This window comes from Pseudoalteromonas espejiana DSM 9414 (assembly GCF_002221525.1).
GTDB classification, from domain to species: domain Bacteria; phylum Pseudomonadota; class Gammaproteobacteria; order Enterobacterales; family Alteromonadaceae; genus Pseudoalteromonas; species Pseudoalteromonas espejiana.
Map to the genome: position 1 here is coordinate 183,768 of NZ_CP011029.1, position 19,854 is coordinate 203,621.

A 19,854-nucleotide genomic window follows, 5' to 3' on the forward strand; every position below is an offset into this window, starting at 1 on the left:
TTAAGGCTATTTTAACGAAAAAAACCACCGTTTAGATCAATCATTTAGCGCTTTTAACCATAATCCTAAATGGGGTTGGCTTTTTCGCTTCGAGCTGTTGCAGTTTGTCGATTGATTTTTTACCAAATACATGGCCTTTTGGCAGCAGCATAATCCCGGTGTGGCTGTGTAAAGTATGCCCTAATACCATATTTGTTTTAAGCTCTTGTGCATTGCATATTGTAATTGTACCTACGCTATTTATTTGCTCATTAAGTTTACTGTGGCTCGCTTCTAGTGCCCTTACAATTTTTGGGTGATAAAACGTACCGCTATACATTTTTACCGTTTCGAGTGCATCACTATGGCGCTCTTTATCGGTGGGGCTATTGCTTTGCTCAAAGGCTTCCCAGTAATCACGAGATACACCCAGTACCATAGCACCTATTGGGATATCGTTTCCGGCTAAGCCTTTTGGTAAGCCGTTCCCATTAAACCGCTCATATTGATGATAAATTGCATCTGATACATCGTGCAAATGAACCGCAGGCATTAACATTAACTGTGCTGTACTTGGGTGGGTGTAAAATGTTTTTCGTTGTTGCTCTGATAAGCGGTTAATGGGCTTTTTATAAAGCTCGGGGTCCATAGCTAGTAAGCCAATTTGAGCTAAATACCCAGCCATAGGGGCTAAATCAATGCTCTTTTGCGATAAATTTAAATAAAGTGCAATTTGCGTACAAGTGTCGGCAATTTTTTGTGCTTTGTTGCCATCTAAATATGGGTTGGCGTTTATAAAATTATAAAGTAGCTCTACGGTGGCTTTATGTTCATGTTTTTCACGTTCGTTTGCCTCCTCGAGTTGTTTGAGCACCTGCTTTATTTGTTTTGTTCGCTTTTCTACTCGTTGCTCCAAAGAGTTATTTAGCTCAAGTAACTCTTTGTTTTGTTGCTTTACTTGTATTTCGAGTTGTTTATTTTGCTTTTTAAGTTGAAACTTTTCGAGGCTATCGGTAATGCTGCTTAAAAGCACATCGTTTTGCCATGGTTTTTGTATATACCCATGAATTTGTGCTTGGTTAACAGCCGCCAGAGTGGTTTCTATTTCAGCGTAACCGGTTAATAAAATTCGTTGCGTGTCGGGGGCTATATTTTTTACTTGCTCTAAAAATTGCGCACCATTCATAGTGGGCATACGCATATCACTAATTATTAAACTAAATTCGTGATTTTTTAAAAGTGTTAGTGCGTGTTCTGGACTACTTTGCGTTATGCAGGTAAGCCGGTTGTTTTTTAACAACCGCGCCAGCGAACGAAGAACTATTTCATCGTCATCAACACAAAGTACATCAACAGCTGTGATTGAATTTACTGGGGCTGCAGTTTCGGTCATGGCATCGCCTTGTAAAATAATACTAAGCATAGTCTAAAAACAGCTGCTAGTTTGCATAATTACCTTTGGCAAACTAAACGTTATACATGGATGAGCGTATTTAGAGCAAATAGGATGAGCAATTTAGTCGATGACTACAAACAGGCATTTTTAAACGAACAAAAAAAACGTATTGCAGCCGAGCAACTTTTATCTGACAAGAGCCAAGTGCTGGTAGCCATCAATAATGAGTTAAACAAAAAAGTTAACGAATTATCTTTATATCAAAACATGCTTGTGCAAACCGAAAAAATGGCCAGTATAGGTACTTTATGCACAAGTGTTGCCCATGAAATTAATAACCCACTTTCGTATGTTATAAATAATATTGAAAGCCTTCAGTATGTTAGCCCTCTTTTATCCAAGTCCTTATTTTACAACGAACAATTTTTAAATGGGCAATTAAGCCCAAGCCAATTAAAAGCTGTGCTTAATGAGCTCTTTAAGCAATACGAACTTGCATGGCAAGGTAATGAAATTCACTCACAGCTAAACGAAAGTATCGATGGCTTAAAGCGTATTAAGCAAATAGTACATAACTTATTAAACCTCAGTCAGTTTGCTCACAATCATAATAAGCAATTTATTGATTTAAGCGACGCTGCTCGTTCAGCAGTCAATGTATTAGAAGGACAGCTTAAATATTGTGAAATAAAAACTGACTTTGACAAAGTCCCCCTTGTTTGGGGTGAGCTCTCTTCTATTAACCAAATATTTATAGAATTGCTTTTAAATGCGCAACAAGCATGTGCACACGATTTAGAAAAAGGGGCAATTATTGAAGTGAGCGTATTTGAGAAAAACCAAGGTGTATGCATAAAAATTAAAGATAACGGCTGTGGTATGGATGAAAGCACCCAAACGCGACTTTTTGAACCTTTTTTTACTACTAAAAAAGCGCAGTATGCATTAGGTATGGGAATGACTGTTGTAAACTTTATGCTGCAAGATCACTTAGGAAATATAGAAATTAACAGCACTTTAGGTACAGGTACAACCATTTGCTGTTGGTTACCATTAAAAGAAGAAGAAAGCTTTACAATGTCATTGTAAATAAAGTGTTAATCTCTGTTGTTTTTGAAATTAAACTTCTGTTTAGTGTGTATTTTGACCGCTTTTAAGTGTTATTTTCTGCTTTTAAACTTTTTTTGCATACTTAGACCTATTGTTTAGTTTTTTTTATTTCTTTTTGTTTGCATATGTTGCTAGGATGTTCTCACTTAGCGAGGTGTTACATCGCCATAACAAATTTTAAGAACACACTATTCAGGGTCGTCACTATGTCAACATACCGTTTAAACACATTAGCTGCAGCCGTTGCGTTTGCTTTTAGCGCACCGAGCATTGTAAACGCACAAGAAGCGCCTGTTCAGGCGCAGCAAAACATAGAACAAATATCTGTATTGGGGTCGCGCGTTTCTAACCGTACCTCAACTGAGTCTTCGTCACCTATAGATTTAATAGACGCAGATGATTTAAATAAAGGTGGCTTTACAGAGTTAGGGCAAAGCCTGCAAGCAACAGCGCCTTCGTTTAACTTTTCGCGTACGCAGGTATCTGATGGCTCGGATTTATTTAGACCTGCCACGCTTCGTGGTTTACAGCCTGATCAAACGTTAGTTTTGGTAAATGGTAAACGTCGCCATAATCAATCTATTTTTGGCCTTAACGGCACTGTAGGTGCGGGTGCTGCCGGTACCGATATGAACGCGATTCCGCTTACTGCACTTAAAGGTGTAGAAGTATTACGTGATGGCGCAGCAGCGCAGTACGGCTCAGATGCAATTGCGGGCGTAATTAACTTATCACTTAATAATTCAACGGGTGTAACCACTGGTTACGTTCAGTACGGTGGCACCAGTGAAGGTGACGGCGATACGCTTTCTGCAGGTTTAAATCGTGGTTTTGATTTAGGTAGCGAAGGCGGTTTTATTAATTTATCACTTGAATACCGTGATGCCGATGGCACAAATAGAGCTGAGCGCGATACAGGTGGCTCGTTAAATGTTGAACCAGGCACGCTAAGTGAGGATGTACGTTGGGGCCAAGGTAATTCAGAAAGTGAATTTACCTCACTATTTTACAATATGGCATTACCAATGGGCGATGGCGAGCTTTACTCGTTTGGTGGCTACTCTGAGCGTACTGCACTAGGTAATGGCTTTTACCGCAATTTTAATGAAGCGTCTAAAAACGTAACTCAAGTGTACAGCGATGGCTTTTTACCGCGTATTTATAACGAAGCACAAGATATATCCCTAGCAGTAGGCTTTAAAGGCGATATTAATCCAGATTGGAATTACGATGTGTCGGCTGTGTATGGTGAAAACGAGTATGATTTTACTTCTCGTAACACTATTAACGCCTCTTATGCCGCTGAATATGTATTTAATAACCCAGATGCAAGCGATGCCGATATAGCAGCAAATGCAGGCCCTACCGGCGGCTACTCTGGTGGCTTTAGGTTTGATCAAACTACGGTTAATTTAGATGTAAACGGTATTGTAGATATCGGTAGAAGTGAGCCTTTATATGTGACTATTGGTGCAGAATACCGTAAAGAAAACTATGAAATAGTACCAGGCGATGAAGCTTCGTACGCATGTGGCCTTGCGAATACCGATGCTTCGTACCCATCAGTAAACGATCCTGATCAATTTGCAGAGTGTGGTTTTCAGGCATATAACGGCCTGCGCCCAGAGGCAACCAATGAGAGCGATCGCAACAGTCACGCGTTTTATGTAGACGTAGAAACTATGATCACTGACGCATGGAACGTAAGTGGTGCGCTGCGCTACGAAGACTTTTCAGATGCGGGTGACGATTTAATTGGTAAATTAGCCACACGTTATGAATTTAACGATGACTTTGCTGTACGCGGTGCGGTATCTACTGGCTTTAGAGCACCTTCGCTTCAACAAAGTGGTTATACAGCATTTACAACTAACCTAGGTTCTGATGGAACACTTACGCAGTCGTTCACTGCAAATACGGGTACTGCTTTTCCTAGTGCATTAGGGGTTGATAGCCTAGAGCTTGAAACATCAACTAACTACAGCGCAGGTTTTGTTTACGATGTAACAAGCGAGCTTTCGTTAACGGTTGATTTTTACCGCGTAGAAATTAAAGACCGTATTACGCTTGGTAGTTTACTTTCTGCAGAGGATGTTGCCTTTAGCGATGAAGCCGTAGCCGCTTTACAAGCAACAGGCGCAGTGCAAGCTAACTACTTTTCAAACTCTGTAGACTCAACTACGCAAGGTGTTGATATTATTGCATCTTACCGTACAGAAGTTGAAGGCGGAAACTTTGGTGTAACCTTTGCTGGTAACTTAAACGACACTAAAATTGATAACGTAAATGCCGAAGAGGGCATTCCTGAGTCGGTTGCGTTTGATGATTTACAACGTAGCTTTTTCACTGATGGGCAGCCAAGTGAACGTGCAACATTAACGTTTGATTACGAGCGTGATGCGTATCAAACAACACTTCGTTTTAACTACTTTGGCGAAACAGACGTTAAGTACTTTGGTAACGACCACATCCCTTTACCAGGAGAGCTTTCGCCAACGGGTTCGTTTAAACCAACAAGCACGGTTGAATCAGCTGTATTAGTGGATTTAAACGTTAGCTACCAAATTAACGAAATATTTAATTTATCAGTGGGCGCCGATAACGTATTTGATGAAACACCAGATGAATTAGGTGACGACGAAGTACTTAACTTTATCACCAATGGTGCGTTTAAATACCCTGTACGTGCATTGCCTTATGGCTTTGACGGGCGCACTTACTATGCAAAAGTAAGCTTTGAATTTTAATTATTTGAGCTAAATATTGTTAATTAGCGCAGTTATTTACTGCGCTTTTTTTATGTTTATTTATTATAAAAAAAATAGTGTTGTGCAATGATAAAAATACTTGCAAGCTTGAAAATTAGGCATACAATCGCCACTTCTTAAAGAAGAAACTCACAGTCAAAATAGGAAATAAAATGGCTAAAAAACCGAAAAACAAATCAGTAAATAAAAGCGCGGTAGACACCGGCCGAGGGGTTATTAATCATAATGCGCTTGCGGCTCTAGTAACCTCTAAAGTGTTTAAACCACAAGTAGTAAAAGCTAAAAAAGGGAAAGGCTCGTTTAAACGCAGCAACAAACACGTAGGACGAGAGTCTTATTTAATCGCGGCTTAAATAGCACCGATCAAATAAGACTTTTTAAATTACTTTTTGCCCAGCATGCGGGTAAGTGTGTTGTCTTTATCTATAACATGATGTTTTATAGCGCCAACTATGTGCAAGCCTAGCGCAACTAATAGCGCATTAGCTGTTATGCCGTGAACGGTTTTACCTAAATCTGACCAGCTTTCGCTAAATGGCATGCTTCTTTGTGGGTTTTCTGGGTTAGGATTATGCGGAATAATTTCTAGCCCGAATAGGTCTACGCCATGCCCGCCCATACCTGAGGTTATTAATCCTGAAATTGGCATTAATAACATGCTAATTATCAATACGTAATGAATAACTTTAGCGAGTATCATTTCATACTGTGGATGAGTATTAGTGTGTTTTGGCCAACCATTTATAATGCGCCACGTTACCCTTAATAAAGCAAAAGCAAAGAGTAATACCCCAAACGATTTATGCCAGCTCATAAGAAAAAACGCTTCAAAGTTTTCCATGTACAGCCCTGAGCCTAATAACCCAATAATAAGTACCGCTACAATCCAATGTAGGCTGATTGTGGTTTTGCTCAGCGTGAGGGGTGTATCTTTTATAAGTTTCATACAGTCTATTCCTAACGTTAATACTCAAAAAGTTTTTAATATGTAGTTATACAATTGAACAAACTACATTAATGCAGTTAGCTTAAATCATAGAAGGTTAAAGTAGGGTTAACGAAATTGGCGTCTAGAAAATAATTTTCTTGATGTTAATTTTGTCGGTAGGCTTAGAGCTTTCTCAAGCGAGGTGCGAAGCATTTAATTACTTAAGTGATATATTCGATAAAGCGAAGCGCATCTAAACTTCTTTGTGACTCATTGATCTTTAATAAAAAATGCACAAAGAGAAGAGAATGAGGAGTAAATGAGAAGTGAAAGTTGTAGGCGAAAAGCGTGCTCAAACAAAATGCTAGTTACTTCTCTAACAGCGAAGCGCCTCTTAACCTCTTTGTGAATAAATTGGCTTTATTTACGAGCTATCGCTCGTCACGCCAGCAAGCTGCGTGTCTACAGGGAATTTACCGTTGAGTTAATTTTGGCGCTAGGCGAAAAGCGTGCTCAAACAAGATGCTAGTTACTTCTCTAAAAGCGAAGCACTTAAAAACCTCTTTGTGAATCAATTTACTTTATTTACGAGCTATCGCTCGTCACGCCAGCAAGCTGCGCGTCTACAGGTAATTTACTCGGTGTTAATTTGGGCGGTAGGCGTAGAGCTTGCTCACGCGAGATGCGCAGCATCTAATAATCTAAGCCACCTTCTTTTAAATTATTTGCAATTGTTTGTGATGGGTTTTCGCCAAATAACTGAGTGTAGTCTTTGGTAAATTGCCCGGCATGCCAAAATCCCCAATTGGCTGCTATGGTTGAAATTGGCTTGGTTTGACCGACCAATTTAAGTTCGCGCCTGACATTGTTAAGTCGGGTTAAACGCAAAAACCTAAGCGGATTAATACCTAATATACTTTCAAAGCTGTACTGCAAAGTACGTCTACTAACAAAAGTAAGCTCGCAAAGCTCAGTTATAGTAATTGTTCTTTGTGGGTTGGCTGCCACGTACTCTTTAACTTTATCGACCACCGCTTTGCGGTGTTTATAACTTGGGGCAATGTTTTGCTGCGGGTTATCGGCTTGCAATAAGTGAAGTGCTAGCATGCTGAGCATATCTTGCTGAGACTCTGGCCTAAGCCCAAAGCCTTTATTTACCACCATACTGTTAATAATTTGCCTTGCCGTTTGCAGTGAGGAGTCACTTACTGACAAACGAGCAGATTGTGCTGATGATAAATTTTTAATTGTTACGCCTTGTAACTGCGCCATGTACTCAATTGAATGCCAATCAATAACCAAACCGTAAATATCAAATTGCTCTGGCGTAATTAGTTCAAAGTCGCTATTGCTTGTACGGCACATAAATTGATTGCTCGCTACATCAAGGCCATTAATTTTGCTTTGTTGCGACTGACTCGGTATTCCAAGCCAAATAGAGTTAGGCGCTATGTTGCATTGCTGACGAAGTGAGCGCTCGGTGTATTCTTTAAAAGCATGAATATCGCTGTAATTAACACCTTCTATACAGCCAAAAAAGCTGCCATCGCTTACTTGGTCGTACTTTTGTTGCCACTGAGTGAGGTTATGCGCTTGCTCGTCAATATCGTGCGTATATACCTTGCTCTTTTGTGGTGCGTTGTTGCTGCCTTGCTGCGCCATATAGGTGATGCTCTTTTAAAGTAAACATATTTTTAGTTTAAGTTAGTGCCAAATAAAGGCAGCAACTTACTGAAATAAAATAATAAAACGTGATTTGCCAAAATTCGATAGTCACTTGGTACAAATTAAGCTCCCTTGTGACTATTCAAAATTGATTTATAGCTTATATAAGGCAAGACCTATACCAAGGTTTGTAATATTAGTTATGCGGAGTAAATCATGGGGCATGCGTACAGTTATACGTTAGGAACACATACTTATAAATTCAAGAGTTTAGCGCAGTTAATGGCTAAAGCTACGCCTCAGCGCTCGGGTGATAGGTTAGCGGGAGTGATTGCACAATCGGCGCAAGAACGTGCTGTAGCACAAATGACATTGGCCGAAGTACCGCTTAAAACATTTTTGAATGAAGTACTTATTCCCTACGAACAAGACGAAATTACACGCTTAATAATTGATGAGCACGATGCAAACGCATTTTCGCTTATATCGCACTTAACCGTGGGAGATTTTAGAAACTGGCTATTAAGTGATTATGCCACCCCTGCGGTGCTTGCAAGTGTAAGGCAAGCCATTACACCAGAAATGGCCGCTGCGGTGAGTAAAATAATGCGTAATCAGGATCTTATTTTAGTTGCTAAAAAATGCCATGTAAAAAGTGCATTTAGAAATACCATAGGTTTGCCAGGGCATTTATCTACGCGTTTGCAACCAAACCACCCAACTGATGACATAAATGGTATAGCCGCATGTATGCTCGATGGGCTTTTATACGGCAATGGCGATGCGGTTATAGGAATTAACCCTGCAACCGATAACGTAGCGCAAGCCATTAAGCTTATGACGCTGATGGATGATGTGATTCAAAAATACGAAATTCCAACACAAAGCTGCGTGCTTACCCATGTAACTAACACCATAGAGTGCATAGAAGCAGGCGCGCCGGTTGATTTAGTTTTTCAGTCAATAGGCGGTACAGAGGCTACAAATTCAAGCTTTGGTTTCAATTTAAATACGTTAGCAGAGGCGCAAGATGCTGCGCTTAGCTTAAAGCGAGGCACGGTTGGCAATAATGTAATGTATTTTGAAACCGGGCAAGGCAGCTCGCTTTCGGCAAATGCGCACCATGGGCTTGATCAACAAACCTGTGAGGCACGTGCTTATGCTGTAGCGCGTAAGTTTAACCCTTTATTAGTTAATACCGTTGTGGGGTTTATTGGCCCTGAGTACTTATTTGATGGTAAAGAAATTACTCGCGCAGGCCTTGAAGATCACTTTTGCGCCAAGCTCTTGGGCATACCTATGGGGTGTGATGTGTGTTACACCAACCACGCCGAAGCCGACCAAAACGATATGGATAACTTACTCACCTTACTAGGCGTGGCGGGTTGCTCGTTTGTTATGGGAATTCCAGGTTCGGACGACATAATGCTTAACTACCAAACGACCTCATTTCATGATGCGCTCTATGTGCGCCGGGTTTTAGGCTCTCGCCCTGCCCCCGAGTTTGGAGCATGGCTAAGTAAAATGAAAATTATGGAAAATACCACCGAGTCTATTTTATCAAATACCTTACCAAGCGCATTTGCTAAGCCTTTAAAATCTGTGCAAGGAGGGATGTGATGAAAGCTGTTGAGCCTATAAAAACAAACCATCATATAAATAACGGTAAAGTGGTTGAAAACCCATGGAGCGATTTACGCCGCTTTACCGATGCCCGAATTGGCCTTGGCCGAGCGGGTATAAGTTTACCTACAGCTGAAATGCTAGCGTTTCAGTTATCACATGCTCAGGCGCGCGATGCGGTTAACTTTCCGTTAGATATTAACGAAATGACAAAAACACTCAGTGCTATTGATGCGCTTAGCGGTGTAGATAAACCTTTGAGTGTGCAAAGCGAGGCTGTGGATCGGGTTACCTATTTGCAGCGCCCCGATTTAGGCCGAAAGCTAAACGAAGCAGGGCGTACAACGCTTTTAAACAGTATGCAAAGTAGGCAAAACAGTACTCAGGCGCAATATGATTTAGCCATTGTAGTGGTAGATGGGCTTTCGTCTTTAGCGGTACAAAAAAATGCTGCGCCGTTTATTAGCGAGCTGCTTAGCCAATTACACAGCAATTCAATGTCTTATAAATTAGCGCCTATAACGCTTGTAGAGCAAGGTCGCGTAGCGATTGGTGATGACATTGGCGAGCTGTTAAACGCACAAGTTGTAATGGTACTCATTGGTGAGCGCCCCGGGCTTAGTTCGCCCGACAGTCTAGGCCTTTATTTAACGTGGGAGCCAAAAACGGGGCTTAACGATGCGTGCCGTAATTGTATTTCTAATATTCGCCCTGCAGGGCTTAGTTACTCTGAAGCCGCTCGAAGAGCTGTGTATTTGCTGCAAGAGGCTAAAAAGCTTGGGCTTACAGGGGTTAATTTAAAAGACAGAACTCAAGACGATGTAATTGAGCACCAGGTTCAAACAACTAATTTTTTAATCGCGGAATAAAACTATAAAAAGAGGTCAAAATGTCTAATAACAATAAAGAGTATCTTGCACAAAGGCAGTTAAAAGGCGGCACCGCTGGCTGGCTATTACTTGCTGGTTTAGGTGTGTCGTATGTAATATCGGGAGATTTTGCTGGTTGGAACTTTGGTATAGCAGAAGCCGGATGGGGCGGTTTTGCAATAGCTGCCGTGCTAATGGCAATAATGTATTTAACGCTTGTGTTGTCGCTTGCTGAAATGTCGGCTGCTATTCCTGCTGCCGGTGGTGGTTACAGTTTTGCGCGACAAGCAATGGGGCCTGCTGGGGGCTATTTAACGGGCCTTGCGGTATTAATTGAATACGCACTAGCCCCCGCCGCGATTGTTATATTTATTGGCTCAGCAGTAGAAGCTTTAACGGGTTTTAATGGCCCGTGGGTTTATGCACTGTTTTATTTGGCGTTTGTGGGTATTCACTTAGCGGGTGTTGGCGAAGCCTTAAAAGTGATGATGGTGATCAGTGGCTTAGCTGTATTGGCTATTATTGCAACGGCTGTTGTACTTATTACTAACTTTGACGCCTCAAACTTATTTGATGTAGCTGTAACCGACGCGGCAGGTGCAAGCGACTTTTTACCGCTTGGTTGGTATGGCGTGTGGGCTGCATTACCATTTGCTATGTGGCTATTTTTAGCTGTTGAAGGTGTGCCGCTGGCCGCCGAAGAAGCTAAAGACCCTGCCAAAGATGTACCTAAAGGCATTATTGGCGCTATGTTATTTTTACTGTTTACGGCATTACTGGTTGTTGTATTAGTACCCGGTGCTGCAGGTGCTCAAGCTATGGGTTCAAGCGCCGTACCACTGGTAGATGCGCTTAATGTAACGGGTAACACAAGCTTAGCAACAGCCGTAAATATTTTAGGCTTAGCTGGTTTGGTTGCATCGTTTTTCTCAATTATTTATGGCTATAGCCGCTTAGTGTTTGCACTTTCGCGTGCAGGCTATTTACCGCGTTCGTTATCAATTACCACAGCGCGTAAAGTACCCGCGCGTGCGCTAATTGTACCTGCTATATTTGGCTTTGTTGTATCACTTAGCGGTGAGGGCGATTTAATATTAGCTATGGCGGTAGTCGGTGCAACAGTATCGTATGCATTAATGGCGCTTAGCCATATTATGCTACGTATAAAACAACCCGATTTAGTACGCCCTTATAAAACACCGGGCGGTATGGTTACATCCGGCATTGCATTGGTGTTATCGCTCATTGCATTAACGGGTGTATATGCGTTCGACCCTCGTGCATTTTTATACACGGTAGTCCTATTTGTTATTGGCGCAGCTTATTACTTTGGCTATAGCGCAAAGCATTTAGTAGCTAAAAGTGCAGATGAAGAGTTTGCAATGCTTGCCGATGCTGAAGCGGATTTAGCAGCGTCAAACTGAGCGAGCTAACGGCGATATCTATAAATAATACGCGCTATCGCCCATCGCGCCAGCAAGCTAAGCGCCTACTAGTTAATTTAACCTTTGTGTTAATGTTGGCGGTAGGCGTAGAGCTTGCTCGCGCAAGATTAAGCATCTAATTCCATGTATAAAGTGGCTTGTTACTCCTCTAAAAGCGCAGCGTCTCTTATCCTCTTTGTGAATTATTGATCTTTAAAACATAAATGCACAAAGAGTAGAAACTGAGAAGCGACAATAGCCATAAAAACAACATGCCCATCGTGTCAGCAAGCTGTGCGCTTGGCGCTTAATTAACCTAAGTGTGACTTAGTCGTTTGTAATTACGCATTGTATTTTTCGTTATTTTAGCCGAGTTACTTTTACTTTTATTTTACCTGCATTAGCGCCATAAAAGCGGCTTAGGTCGTTGGCAAATGGGGTAAATTCTCCTGATTTAGTTAGGGTAACCGTTGCACCATTGGCTATTTCAAATAAATCCCCGTCGTTGTTATTTATAGCACCAACTAAAGTAAACCACTGAGCACTTGGCAAGCGCCTAAAAGGTTCAAGTAAGGCCATGGGGATTTCTTTTACGCCGAGTTGTACGTTGTCTCGATGCCACCCACTTGGCGTGCATTTTACGCCATCGTCGTACCAGTACTGATCAGGGTAGGGTGTAAACGCGTAAGTGGCACCTGCCTCTAACATAAGGCCGGTATTGTTATGTGCTTCGCTGGCAAACACCATTACATCGTGGCTTTGGTTAGGCTGCAATACACTCATGTTTTGATTTTCAAGTGCTATATGTTGGCTTAATCCTACAAAGCTTAGTGTTGTACCATCGTTATAACTTATTTTGTAATGGCATTTTTTAAGTGATTCAGGGCGATAACTGGTGAGCTTATTAATACGTGTAGCTACACTTTGGTGAACTAATGGCTCAAGCTGACTGACTTGGTCATCAATAAGTACATAACATTGCCTATCAACCAATTTAAAAAACGGGTTAAACCAAAAGTAATTTTGTTGATGACTTAATGCAAGCGAATCGGGAGTAACTGTTACATCATCCTGATCGACTATGTTGCTATTAGGGAGTAATGCGCTGTAGTCGATATCGTGGCTGGTTAATAACGATATATTAAGTGGCTGATCAATTAACCACTCAAGCGCATAACGCAGGCAAATATCAGCGAGTCCATCACGGTAGTATCCACCCCCAATATCGGAGTGCGCCCCTGCAAACCAAAGTTCAGTAATATTAGCTTGATGGTTCATTAGGGTGGGTTCAAACGCCCGGCGTTTTTCATCAAGGGCCACACAATGCAGCGCCTGCGTAATATTACTAGCGATAGTGTGGTTTTCAAAAATAACGTGTTCAGCGCCGCGTGTTGCTTTACTTACTTTTGAAAAGCCAATAGAGGCCACAGTATCAAACGCGCACACATAAATATTATTACTAATTAAAGGCTCTAGGCATTTTGCAAAGCGCCTAGCAAGTGCGCCTCCTCGGCTAAAACCGCTAAGGAGTAGGGTGTCGCCCATTTGGTAGTGTGTTTTAAAATCAGTAATTGCTTGATTTAAAATACTTGCTACATCATCACCGCGCGGGGCTAAGGTTTGATTTAAAATACGCTTTAAACGGCTGCCTTTTGTGCCTATACCTTGGTAATAAAAGCTAAGCTGGTTTGTAAAGGGTGTGGTAGGGGAGCCATCAAGCTTGCCGCCGAGTAATAAATGCAGCTTAAGAATATTAGAAATACTACTGTCTTCTTTAAAATGCGCTGAGCTAACTTGTTCTGCATCGCGGGGCTCGCTGCCCGTACCATCAAAATTAAAAATTAGCGTTTTACCCGTCATAGCCCTAACCCTTTAATTGTTTTAAATACTCTACACAGGCAATGTTAAATATTAAAGACATTAATTTTGATAAATAGCACGCTAAGTGGCGTTAGCGTGCATAAAGGGTTATTTAGTGATTATTAAACATATAATGATTTAGCTCTGTGCCCTTGGCAGGCTTAAGCGCTGGGTTTAGCTGAATTAATTGCTGATAAGCCTCAGGGTAAAACATTTTTAATCGTGCTACGCGGGCTAAGTGGTTTGGCTCAAACTCCTTGACTAGCTTAAGCGCTAAAGGAACTGCTTTACTTAATTTTCCTTGCTTATAGCTTTGTTCTAGCGCTAGGTCGAGTATATCTACCCCCCGCTTTTTAGCATTAGTGGGAATTTTATTATCTATTAAAAATTGCACTATATCGTTTGAGGCAAACATTGCCTGTAAGTATACATCGCGGCCATACACGTCAGTCACTGAAAAATCAAAACCCGCCTCTGCAAGTGCTTGCCAATCATTAAGTGAAAAGAGGCTTAATCGTGTTAACTTACTCGGTAGCTTAGGCTCAACTCGGCTTTGCCAAATAGTGATTAAATCATCAGGCTTTAACAGTAATAAATAAAAAAGCGTGTCGGTTTCGGCTTGAGTTAATACTGTGCTGAGGCTGTATTCATACGCTTTTTGGTATTGCTCTTTAGATAAATATTCGCTAAATGTGCTTTGGCTTGTATCGTTTGAAATCTGGTTGGATTTCATACTATACCAATAGTTAGCTAACACTGGGTCTATTGCGTGCAAAACAGCTGCGCTTTGATCACCGTGTTCTTCATTTGCATTGCGAACTTGGTTATAAGCTTGCCTTATTCCAACTAACTGTTCGGCTGTTCTTAAATTTTTATGTAAGTCATTACAGTTGTTATTGCGAGTTTGTAGCTCATTTTTTTGTTGTTCTATGTCTATTAAAAAGCTAGCTATGTCAGAGTTATCAGCCGTTGTTACTTTAGGTAGTTCTGCATTGCTTATTTCCTCTATGGGGCTAAAGTAAGCGTATTGCGCGGGGTTGTCTTGCTCATTAATATAGGCGCCTTGCTGGTAAATAAAATCGTTTACAAAAAATACCCCTTTGCTATTTAGGTCGTTATTCGCATTGCCGCTATGTGCTTTGTATCCACGCTCTTTAAGGTAGTCTAAAAGCTCAGTGTGCTTAGTATTTAGTGGGGCTAGGGTTAAGTTAGCGCTTTTAGGCAGGTTTACAATAGCCACATCTAACCCTGTGAATAAGCCTGGCTCGTTGGTTGGCACAATCCCTTTTTGTTGCAGTGCTTTTACAAGGGGTAAATTAAATTTACTGACCGCAATATCAGCTAAGTTATATAAAACAGTGTTTTTTTCGTATAACGGCATGGCATCCAGCACGGGAACTTGCTGCAAAAGCGCAATAATATACTCATTAGGAATATCGTTTTTTATAGCCGTAGCCACTTCATTCACTGTAAATTGGTTTGATGAAATTGCCTGCTCAAATTCTTTAAGTGAGAGTTTATTTGCGTTAAGCACAAATAATGTCGCAGGAGATATAAGTTCACTGCCCTCAAGTTTAATAAACGACTGCACATAAGTTGTAAATGTATCGGTGTTGCTTAATAAAGCGTAAAGGGTTTCTTTTTGTACATTTTCATCAAGGGGGACGCTCAGAGTAAGCCCCGGAGGGCTATGTTTATTATCTCCAAGCTGTTGAATCACTTCTTTTAATTTTTCATTGGTGAAGCCCTTAATTGCCTCAATGCCTTGCCAATTAGCTAACTCGTTTAAAGAGCGGGTAATGTTAAGCTGCTGCTTTTGCTCCGCAACAATGGCATCTTTTAAAAGGGCAATGTATTTACGCTGATTAAGCTCTGATAACTTTGAATACTTTAAAAGCGTGGATACCGATGTCCCTTTTTTAAGTTCTCTTACAAAAAATGAAACAAGCGACTGATTTAATATTTGTACTTTAGTGCTTTGCTGTTGTGACTGATCTCTACACAGACTAATTTGTTTTTTTAGGTCGTTGACAATCTGTAGTGGTGAGCCTTTATTTGGCTGCTTTTTATTAACTACATTAGGCTCAGCTGTGATTGGGTCCACTTGTTCTGCTTGTCCTACAGCTTCAGTGTGTGGTTGAGTTTGAAAAAAATAAACGGCCAAGGCAGTGATTGTTACAATCCCAAAAAGTACTTTTTTCATCAACGCCAATCCTTTGAATTCACAAATATATTTATCTACATGGTACTATTTTAGATACGCATAGTGCAAAAAAGCTTTAAGAAATAATACTACCTCTTAAAGCTTTTGATTACTTAGCCGTTGTGTTTACGTATTAATGCAATTTCATTTTAGGGCGCACAACACGTAGTACTTTTTCGCTTATCCATAACGCAAACGTTTTTGCGCTGCCGTGTATGGCACGTTGATGCATGCGATACAGCGATATATACATAAAGCGAGCAATTTTACCTTCTATAAAAAAGGTGTTGCTGGTTAAGTTACCCATTAAATTACCTACCGTGCTGTATCGCGATAAGTTAACGAGTGAACCATGGTCACTATATTTAAAGCCGCATAGTGGCTGTTGCTTTAAAGTGGCAATGAGATTTTTTTCTACACATAGGGCCATTTGATGAGCCGATTGTGCGCGTGGCGGTACAAGTTTTCCGTCTTCTTGGGTAAAGGCGCAGCAATCGCCAATGACAAAAATGCTCTCATCCACGGTGCTTTGTAAAAACTCGTTAACCTGAATTTGGTTACTACGGGTAAGCTCAAAAACACCTAACTCTTTAATAAAGTCTGGCGCTTTTACGCCTGCGGCCCATACCATTATGTCGGCATCTATGTGTTCTTCGTCTTTTGTTATAAAACCTTGCTCGGTGGCTTCTTTTACCAAGGTTTGCTCTCGCACGTTTACGCCCAATTTGAGTAACTCACGTTTAGCGCTTACGGCAATTCGCTCAGGTAGGGCGGGTAAAATACGAGGGCCCGCTTCAATTAGGTGTATATGTAAACGTTTAGACGACATATTTGTAAGGCCGTAAAGCTTAAGTAATTCAGATACATGGTACAGTTCTGCCGAGAGCTCAACGCCGGTTGCGCCGCCGCCCACAATAGCAATATTTAAGGATTGCTGTTGGTTATCGTCTTGGTGTAGGCGGGTAAAGCTGTCGAGCAGTGAATGCTGAAAACGCTCTGCTTGCTGGTTTGAGTCTAAAAAGTAGCAATGATCTTTTATGCCTGGGGTATTAAAGTCGTTGCTTACGCTGCCAATGGCAATAACAAGGTGGTCGTAGCGTACGGTGCGCTTTGGTAAAATAGTGTGGCCTAGCTCATCAAGGTGCGGCGCAAGAGTGATGGTTTTATTGCTTTGATCAATATTACAAAACGTACCAAGCTGAAAATTATAATGGTGTTTTGCAGCGTGTGCTGAATACACAACGCCATCTAAATCGGGGTCAATAGAGCCTGTCGCTACTTCGTGAAGTAACGGCTTCCATATGTGGGTACGGTTTTTGTCTATTAGTAGAATTTCTGCTTGTTTTTTCTTTCCTAGTTTATGCCCTAATTGTGTTGCTAGCTCTAATCCACCAGCGCCACCGCCTATAACGACGATTTTAGGTTTAGTGATATTCATAACGTTGCCCTCAAAAATAATATACCCAAATAATCTGTATTATTTTTAGTATTTTGAGGTCACTTGGGTATAGACAAAGTTATTTTTGGCAAACGCGACTATTTATTTTTGCGCTATTAGTTTGCGCCTAAATAAAGGATATGTCAGCAAAAAATGCTGAATAAAGGCATATAAGTTATACTCTCTTTCTTATCGTTTAGCTGTGCAGTTAAATTGCTGTTAAAAACACCAAAAAGGATTATTTATGACCTCGCCATTAATACAGTCGCTTGAGCAACATTTTGGTTTTAGCCAATTTAGAACAGGGCAACAGCAAACCATTGAGCAGCTTTTAAATGGGCAATCGTCACTGGCTATATTTCCTACGGGGTCGGGTAAGTCGTTGTGTTATCAGCTAACGGCTATGCATTTACCAAACTTAACCTTGGTGGTATCGCCTTTACTTGCATTGATGAAAGATCAAATTAGCTTTTTAAATAGCAAAGGTATTTACGCGGCAAGCCTTGATTCAAGCCAAGACCAAATGCAAAGCAGCACAGTAATGAACGATGTGCGAAATGGTAAAATTAAAGTATTAATGGTGTCGGTTGAGCGCTTTAAAAACGAGCGTTTTAGAGAGTTTATAAGCCAAGTTGCGCTTTCTATGCTGGTGGTAGACGAAGCGCATTGTATATCTGAATGGGGCCATAACTTTAGACCCGATTACTTAAAACTACCGCGATACCGCGAAGAGCTAAATATTCCACTAGTACTATTACTTACCGCCACAGCCACTAAAAAAGTAAAACGCGATATGAGCGAGCGTTTTAATATTGCACCTGAGTGTATTGTACAAACTGGCTTTTACCGCGCTAACCTTGATTTAAGCGTGCTAAGTATAAAAACGGCAGATAAAAATACCGAGCTTACTAACATAGTGCGTGCGCAAAACGGCCCAGGTATTGTGTATGTAACGCTTCAGCAAAGTGCTGAGCAAGTGGCTAATACGCTAAGTGCGCAAGGTATACAGGCGGTTGCGTATCACGCGGGGCTAGAAGATACACTACGCTGGCAAATTCAAGATGATTTTATGGCGGGTAAAATTAACGTAGTAGTAGCAACTATTGCCTTTGGTATGGGCGTTGATAAATCAGATATTCGCTTTGTTATACATTACGATTTACCTAAATCGATTGAAAACTACAGCCAAGAAATTGGCCGCGCAGGGCGCGATGGTAACCCATCAAACTGCTACACCCTTGCTAATTTAGATGGACTGAATACGGTCGAAAACTTTGTATACGGCGACACCCCCGAGCTTAGTGGCATTGAATACGTAATTAACGATATTAAAGCCCAGCCGCAGCAATGGGAAATGCAAGAGTACAGCTTATCGAGCGAGAGTAATATTAGGCAGCTAGCGCTTAAAACCTTGCTGGTACAACTAGAAATGCAAGGCGCAATAACGCCGCAGTACGCCTATTACGCCGATTTTAAATACAAATTTTTGGTAGATAAAAACGAGCTACTTAGCCAGTTTGACGAGCAGCGCCAAGCCTTTTTAACACAAATATTTAGCCATACCGATTTTAAAAAAATATGGGGCACGCTTAATTTTGATACCCTTACACAAGCCGCGCAGGTTGACCGTAAACGCGTAGTAGCAGCGCTTGATTACCTAGCCGAAAAAAACCTAATAACCCTTGAAACCAAACGTATTACCCAAGTTTACAAAGTGCATAGTGAGGTTATAAATGACCCTGAGCTTGCAAAGCAACTCCATGACTACTTTAGCGATAAAGAACAAGCCGAAATTAAACGTATAGCTGCACTGGTACGCTTTTTTGAGCTACAAAGTTGTTTAAGCTATAACTTAGCGCGTTATTTTGACGATCAAAATGCGCCAGCGCAATGCGGGCATTGTAGTGTATGCCGTGGTAATGCTGTTAAGCTTGAGTATTCAATAGAGCCTGCTCACATTGCCGATGATGTTATTTATCAAAAAGTGGATGAATTTTTAGCGCACATGGCAACAAAAGGTATTCATAATGTAGGTATTGAAACGCAGTGCCGGTTTTTAGCGGGCATGAGTGTACCATTATTTGCTCGTAATAAAGTGCGCCAACTGAGTGGTTTTGCGCTGTGCGAGCAGATGCGTTACAGCGATATAAAAGCAAAACTACTAGCGCGTTAAACTAGTTACTGTATCCTAGTGGCTTATTCAAAAAAGTAAGTCACTATGCCTAACACTGTTATTCCAAGTAAAACTATTTCCTCTGCACCTGAGCCTGTAACCTGCGCTAATTGCCAGGCATGCTGCTGCCAACTAGAAGTGCGCATAGTGACCGACACCGGCGTGCCTTTTCAGTACATTGATTACGATAAGTGGGGCAGCGAAGTAATGAAACGCGCAGACGACGGCTGGTGCCAAGCACTCGACCGTAATACCCTAATGTGTACCATTTACGAAAATCGCCCTCTTACGTGCCGCGAGTTCGAAATGGCCTCAAACGAGTGTATTACTGAGCGCGAAATAGCGGGTATTTAATAAACATATGCACTAAAAAAGGGGCTTAAAAGCCCCTTTGGTTTATCTGTGTTTTTTACTTAAG

Annotated in this window: 14 protein-coding genes; 8 read left to right on the top strand and 6 right to left on the bottom strand. The window is 41.2% G+C overall.

Annotated features, from left to right (window positions below; genetic code table 11):
* Nucleotides 1-40 precede the first annotated feature (40 nt).
* Nucleotides 41-1,372 (bottom strand): response regulator c-di-GMP phosphodiesterase, NosR family, encoded by a 1,332-nt coding sequence (nosR, locus tag PESP_RS17720; RefSeq protein ID WP_089349826.1) that lies wholly within the window; start codon nt 1,370-1,372, stop codon nt 41-43.
* Nucleotides 1,373-1,486: 114 nt separating this feature from the next.
* Between nosR and PESP_RS17725 the strand changes: the two genes are divergently transcribed.
* From PESP_RS17725 to arfA, 3 genes are all read left to right on the top strand, one after another.
* The gene (locus tag PESP_RS17725) at nt 1,487-2,464 is read left to right on the top strand and encodes a sensor histidine kinase (protein WP_089349353.1); all 978 of its coding nucleotides are present in this window, start codon (nt 1,487-1,489) and stop codon (nt 2,462-2,464) included.
* A 227-nt stretch (nt 2,465-2,691) separates the two neighbouring features.
* Nucleotides 2,692-5,232: a TonB-dependent receptor plug domain-containing protein gene (locus PESP_RS17730; protein WP_089349354.1), complete on the top strand. Its 2,541-nt coding sequence runs from the start codon at nt 2,692-2,694 to the stop codon at nt 5,230-5,232.
* A 173-nt stretch (nt 5,233-5,405) separates the two neighbouring features.
* Complete coding sequence (gene arfA / locus PESP_RS17735; RefSeq protein WP_089349355.1) at nt 5,406-5,606, top strand: alternative ribosome rescue factor ArfA; 201 nt, start codon at nt 5,406-5,408, stop codon at nt 5,604-5,606.
* A 29-nt stretch (nt 5,607-5,635) separates the two neighbouring features.
* Here arfA and PESP_RS17740 read toward each other — a convergent pair whose 3' ends face one another.
* Both PESP_RS17740 and PESP_RS17745 read right to left on the bottom strand, forming a co-directional pair.
* Nucleotides 5,636-6,199: a cytochrome b gene (locus PESP_RS17740; protein ID WP_089349356.1), complete on the bottom strand. Its 564-nt coding sequence runs from the start codon at nt 6,197-6,199 to the stop codon at nt 5,636-5,638.
* Nucleotides 6,200-6,874: 675 nt separating this feature from the next.
* Nucleotides 6,875-7,843, bottom strand: coding sequence for a helix-turn-helix domain-containing protein (locus PESP_RS17745; protein ID WP_089349357.1), 969 nt, complete (start codon nt 7,841-7,843; stop codon nt 6,875-6,877).
* Between the two features lie 219 nt (nt 7,844-8,062).
* On the opposite strand from PESP_RS17745, the gene PESP_RS17750 reads away from it, so the two are divergent.
* The 3 genes from PESP_RS17750 to eat are packed head-to-tail and all read left to right on the top strand — an operon-like array spanning nt 8,063 to nt 11,762.
* On the top strand, nt 8,063-9,466 hold the full coding sequence (locus PESP_RS17750) for an ethanolamine ammonia-lyase subunit EutB (protein ID WP_089349358.1): 1,404 nt from the start codon (nt 8,063-8,065) through the stop codon (nt 9,464-9,466).
* Nucleotides 9,466-10,338 carry an ethanolamine ammonia-lyase subunit EutC gene (gene eutC, locus PESP_RS17755; RefSeq protein ID WP_089349359.1) on the top strand — a complete coding sequence of 291 codons (873 nt, stop codon included), beginning with the start codon at nt 9,466-9,468 and terminating at the stop codon, nt 10,336-10,338. The genes PESP_RS17750 and eutC overlap by 1 nt, the downstream gene beginning before the upstream one ends.
* A 20-nt stretch (nt 10,339-10,358) precedes the next feature.
* Nucleotides 10,359-11,762, top strand: a complete 1,404-nt coding sequence (gene eat, locus PESP_RS17760; RefSeq protein WP_089349360.1) for an ethanolamine permease — start codon at nt 10,359-10,361, stop codon at nt 11,760-11,762.
* 360 nt (nt 11,763-12,122) lie between these two features.
* Here the strand turns inward: eat and PESP_RS17765 are convergent, their stop codons facing one another.
* From PESP_RS17765 to PESP_RS17775, 3 genes are all read right to left on the bottom strand, one after another.
* On the bottom strand, nt 12,123-13,622 hold the full coding sequence (locus tag PESP_RS17765) for a phospholipase effector Tle1 domain-containing protein (RefSeq protein ID WP_089349361.1): 1,500 nt from the start codon (nt 13,620-13,622) through the stop codon (nt 12,123-12,125).
* A 112-nt stretch (nt 13,623-13,734) separates the two neighbouring features.
* Entirely contained in the window at nt 13,735-15,825 is a 2,091-nt protein-coding gene (locus tag PESP_RS17770) for a cupric reductase (RefSeq protein ID WP_089349362.1), read from the bottom strand.
* 133 nt (nt 15,826-15,958) lie between these two features.
* Complete coding sequence (locus PESP_RS17775; RefSeq protein WP_089349363.1) at nt 15,959-17,263, bottom strand: NAD(P)/FAD-dependent oxidoreductase; 1,305 nt, start codon at nt 17,261-17,263, stop codon at nt 15,959-15,961.
* A 244-nt stretch (nt 17,264-17,507) separates the two neighbouring features.
* Here PESP_RS17775 and PESP_RS17780 point away from each other — a divergent pair, with 244 nt between their 5' ends.
* Nucleotides 17,508-19,436, top strand: a complete 1,929-nt coding sequence (locus PESP_RS17780) for a RecQ family ATP-dependent DNA helicase (RefSeq protein ID WP_089349364.1) — start codon at nt 17,508-17,510, stop codon at nt 19,434-19,436.
* Nucleotides 19,437-19,481: 45 nt separating this feature from the next.
* Complete coding sequence (locus PESP_RS17785) at nt 19,482-19,790, top strand: YkgJ family cysteine cluster protein (protein ID WP_089349365.1); 309 nt, start codon at nt 19,482-19,484, stop codon at nt 19,788-19,790.
* Nucleotides 19,791-19,854 lie beyond the last annotated feature (64 nt).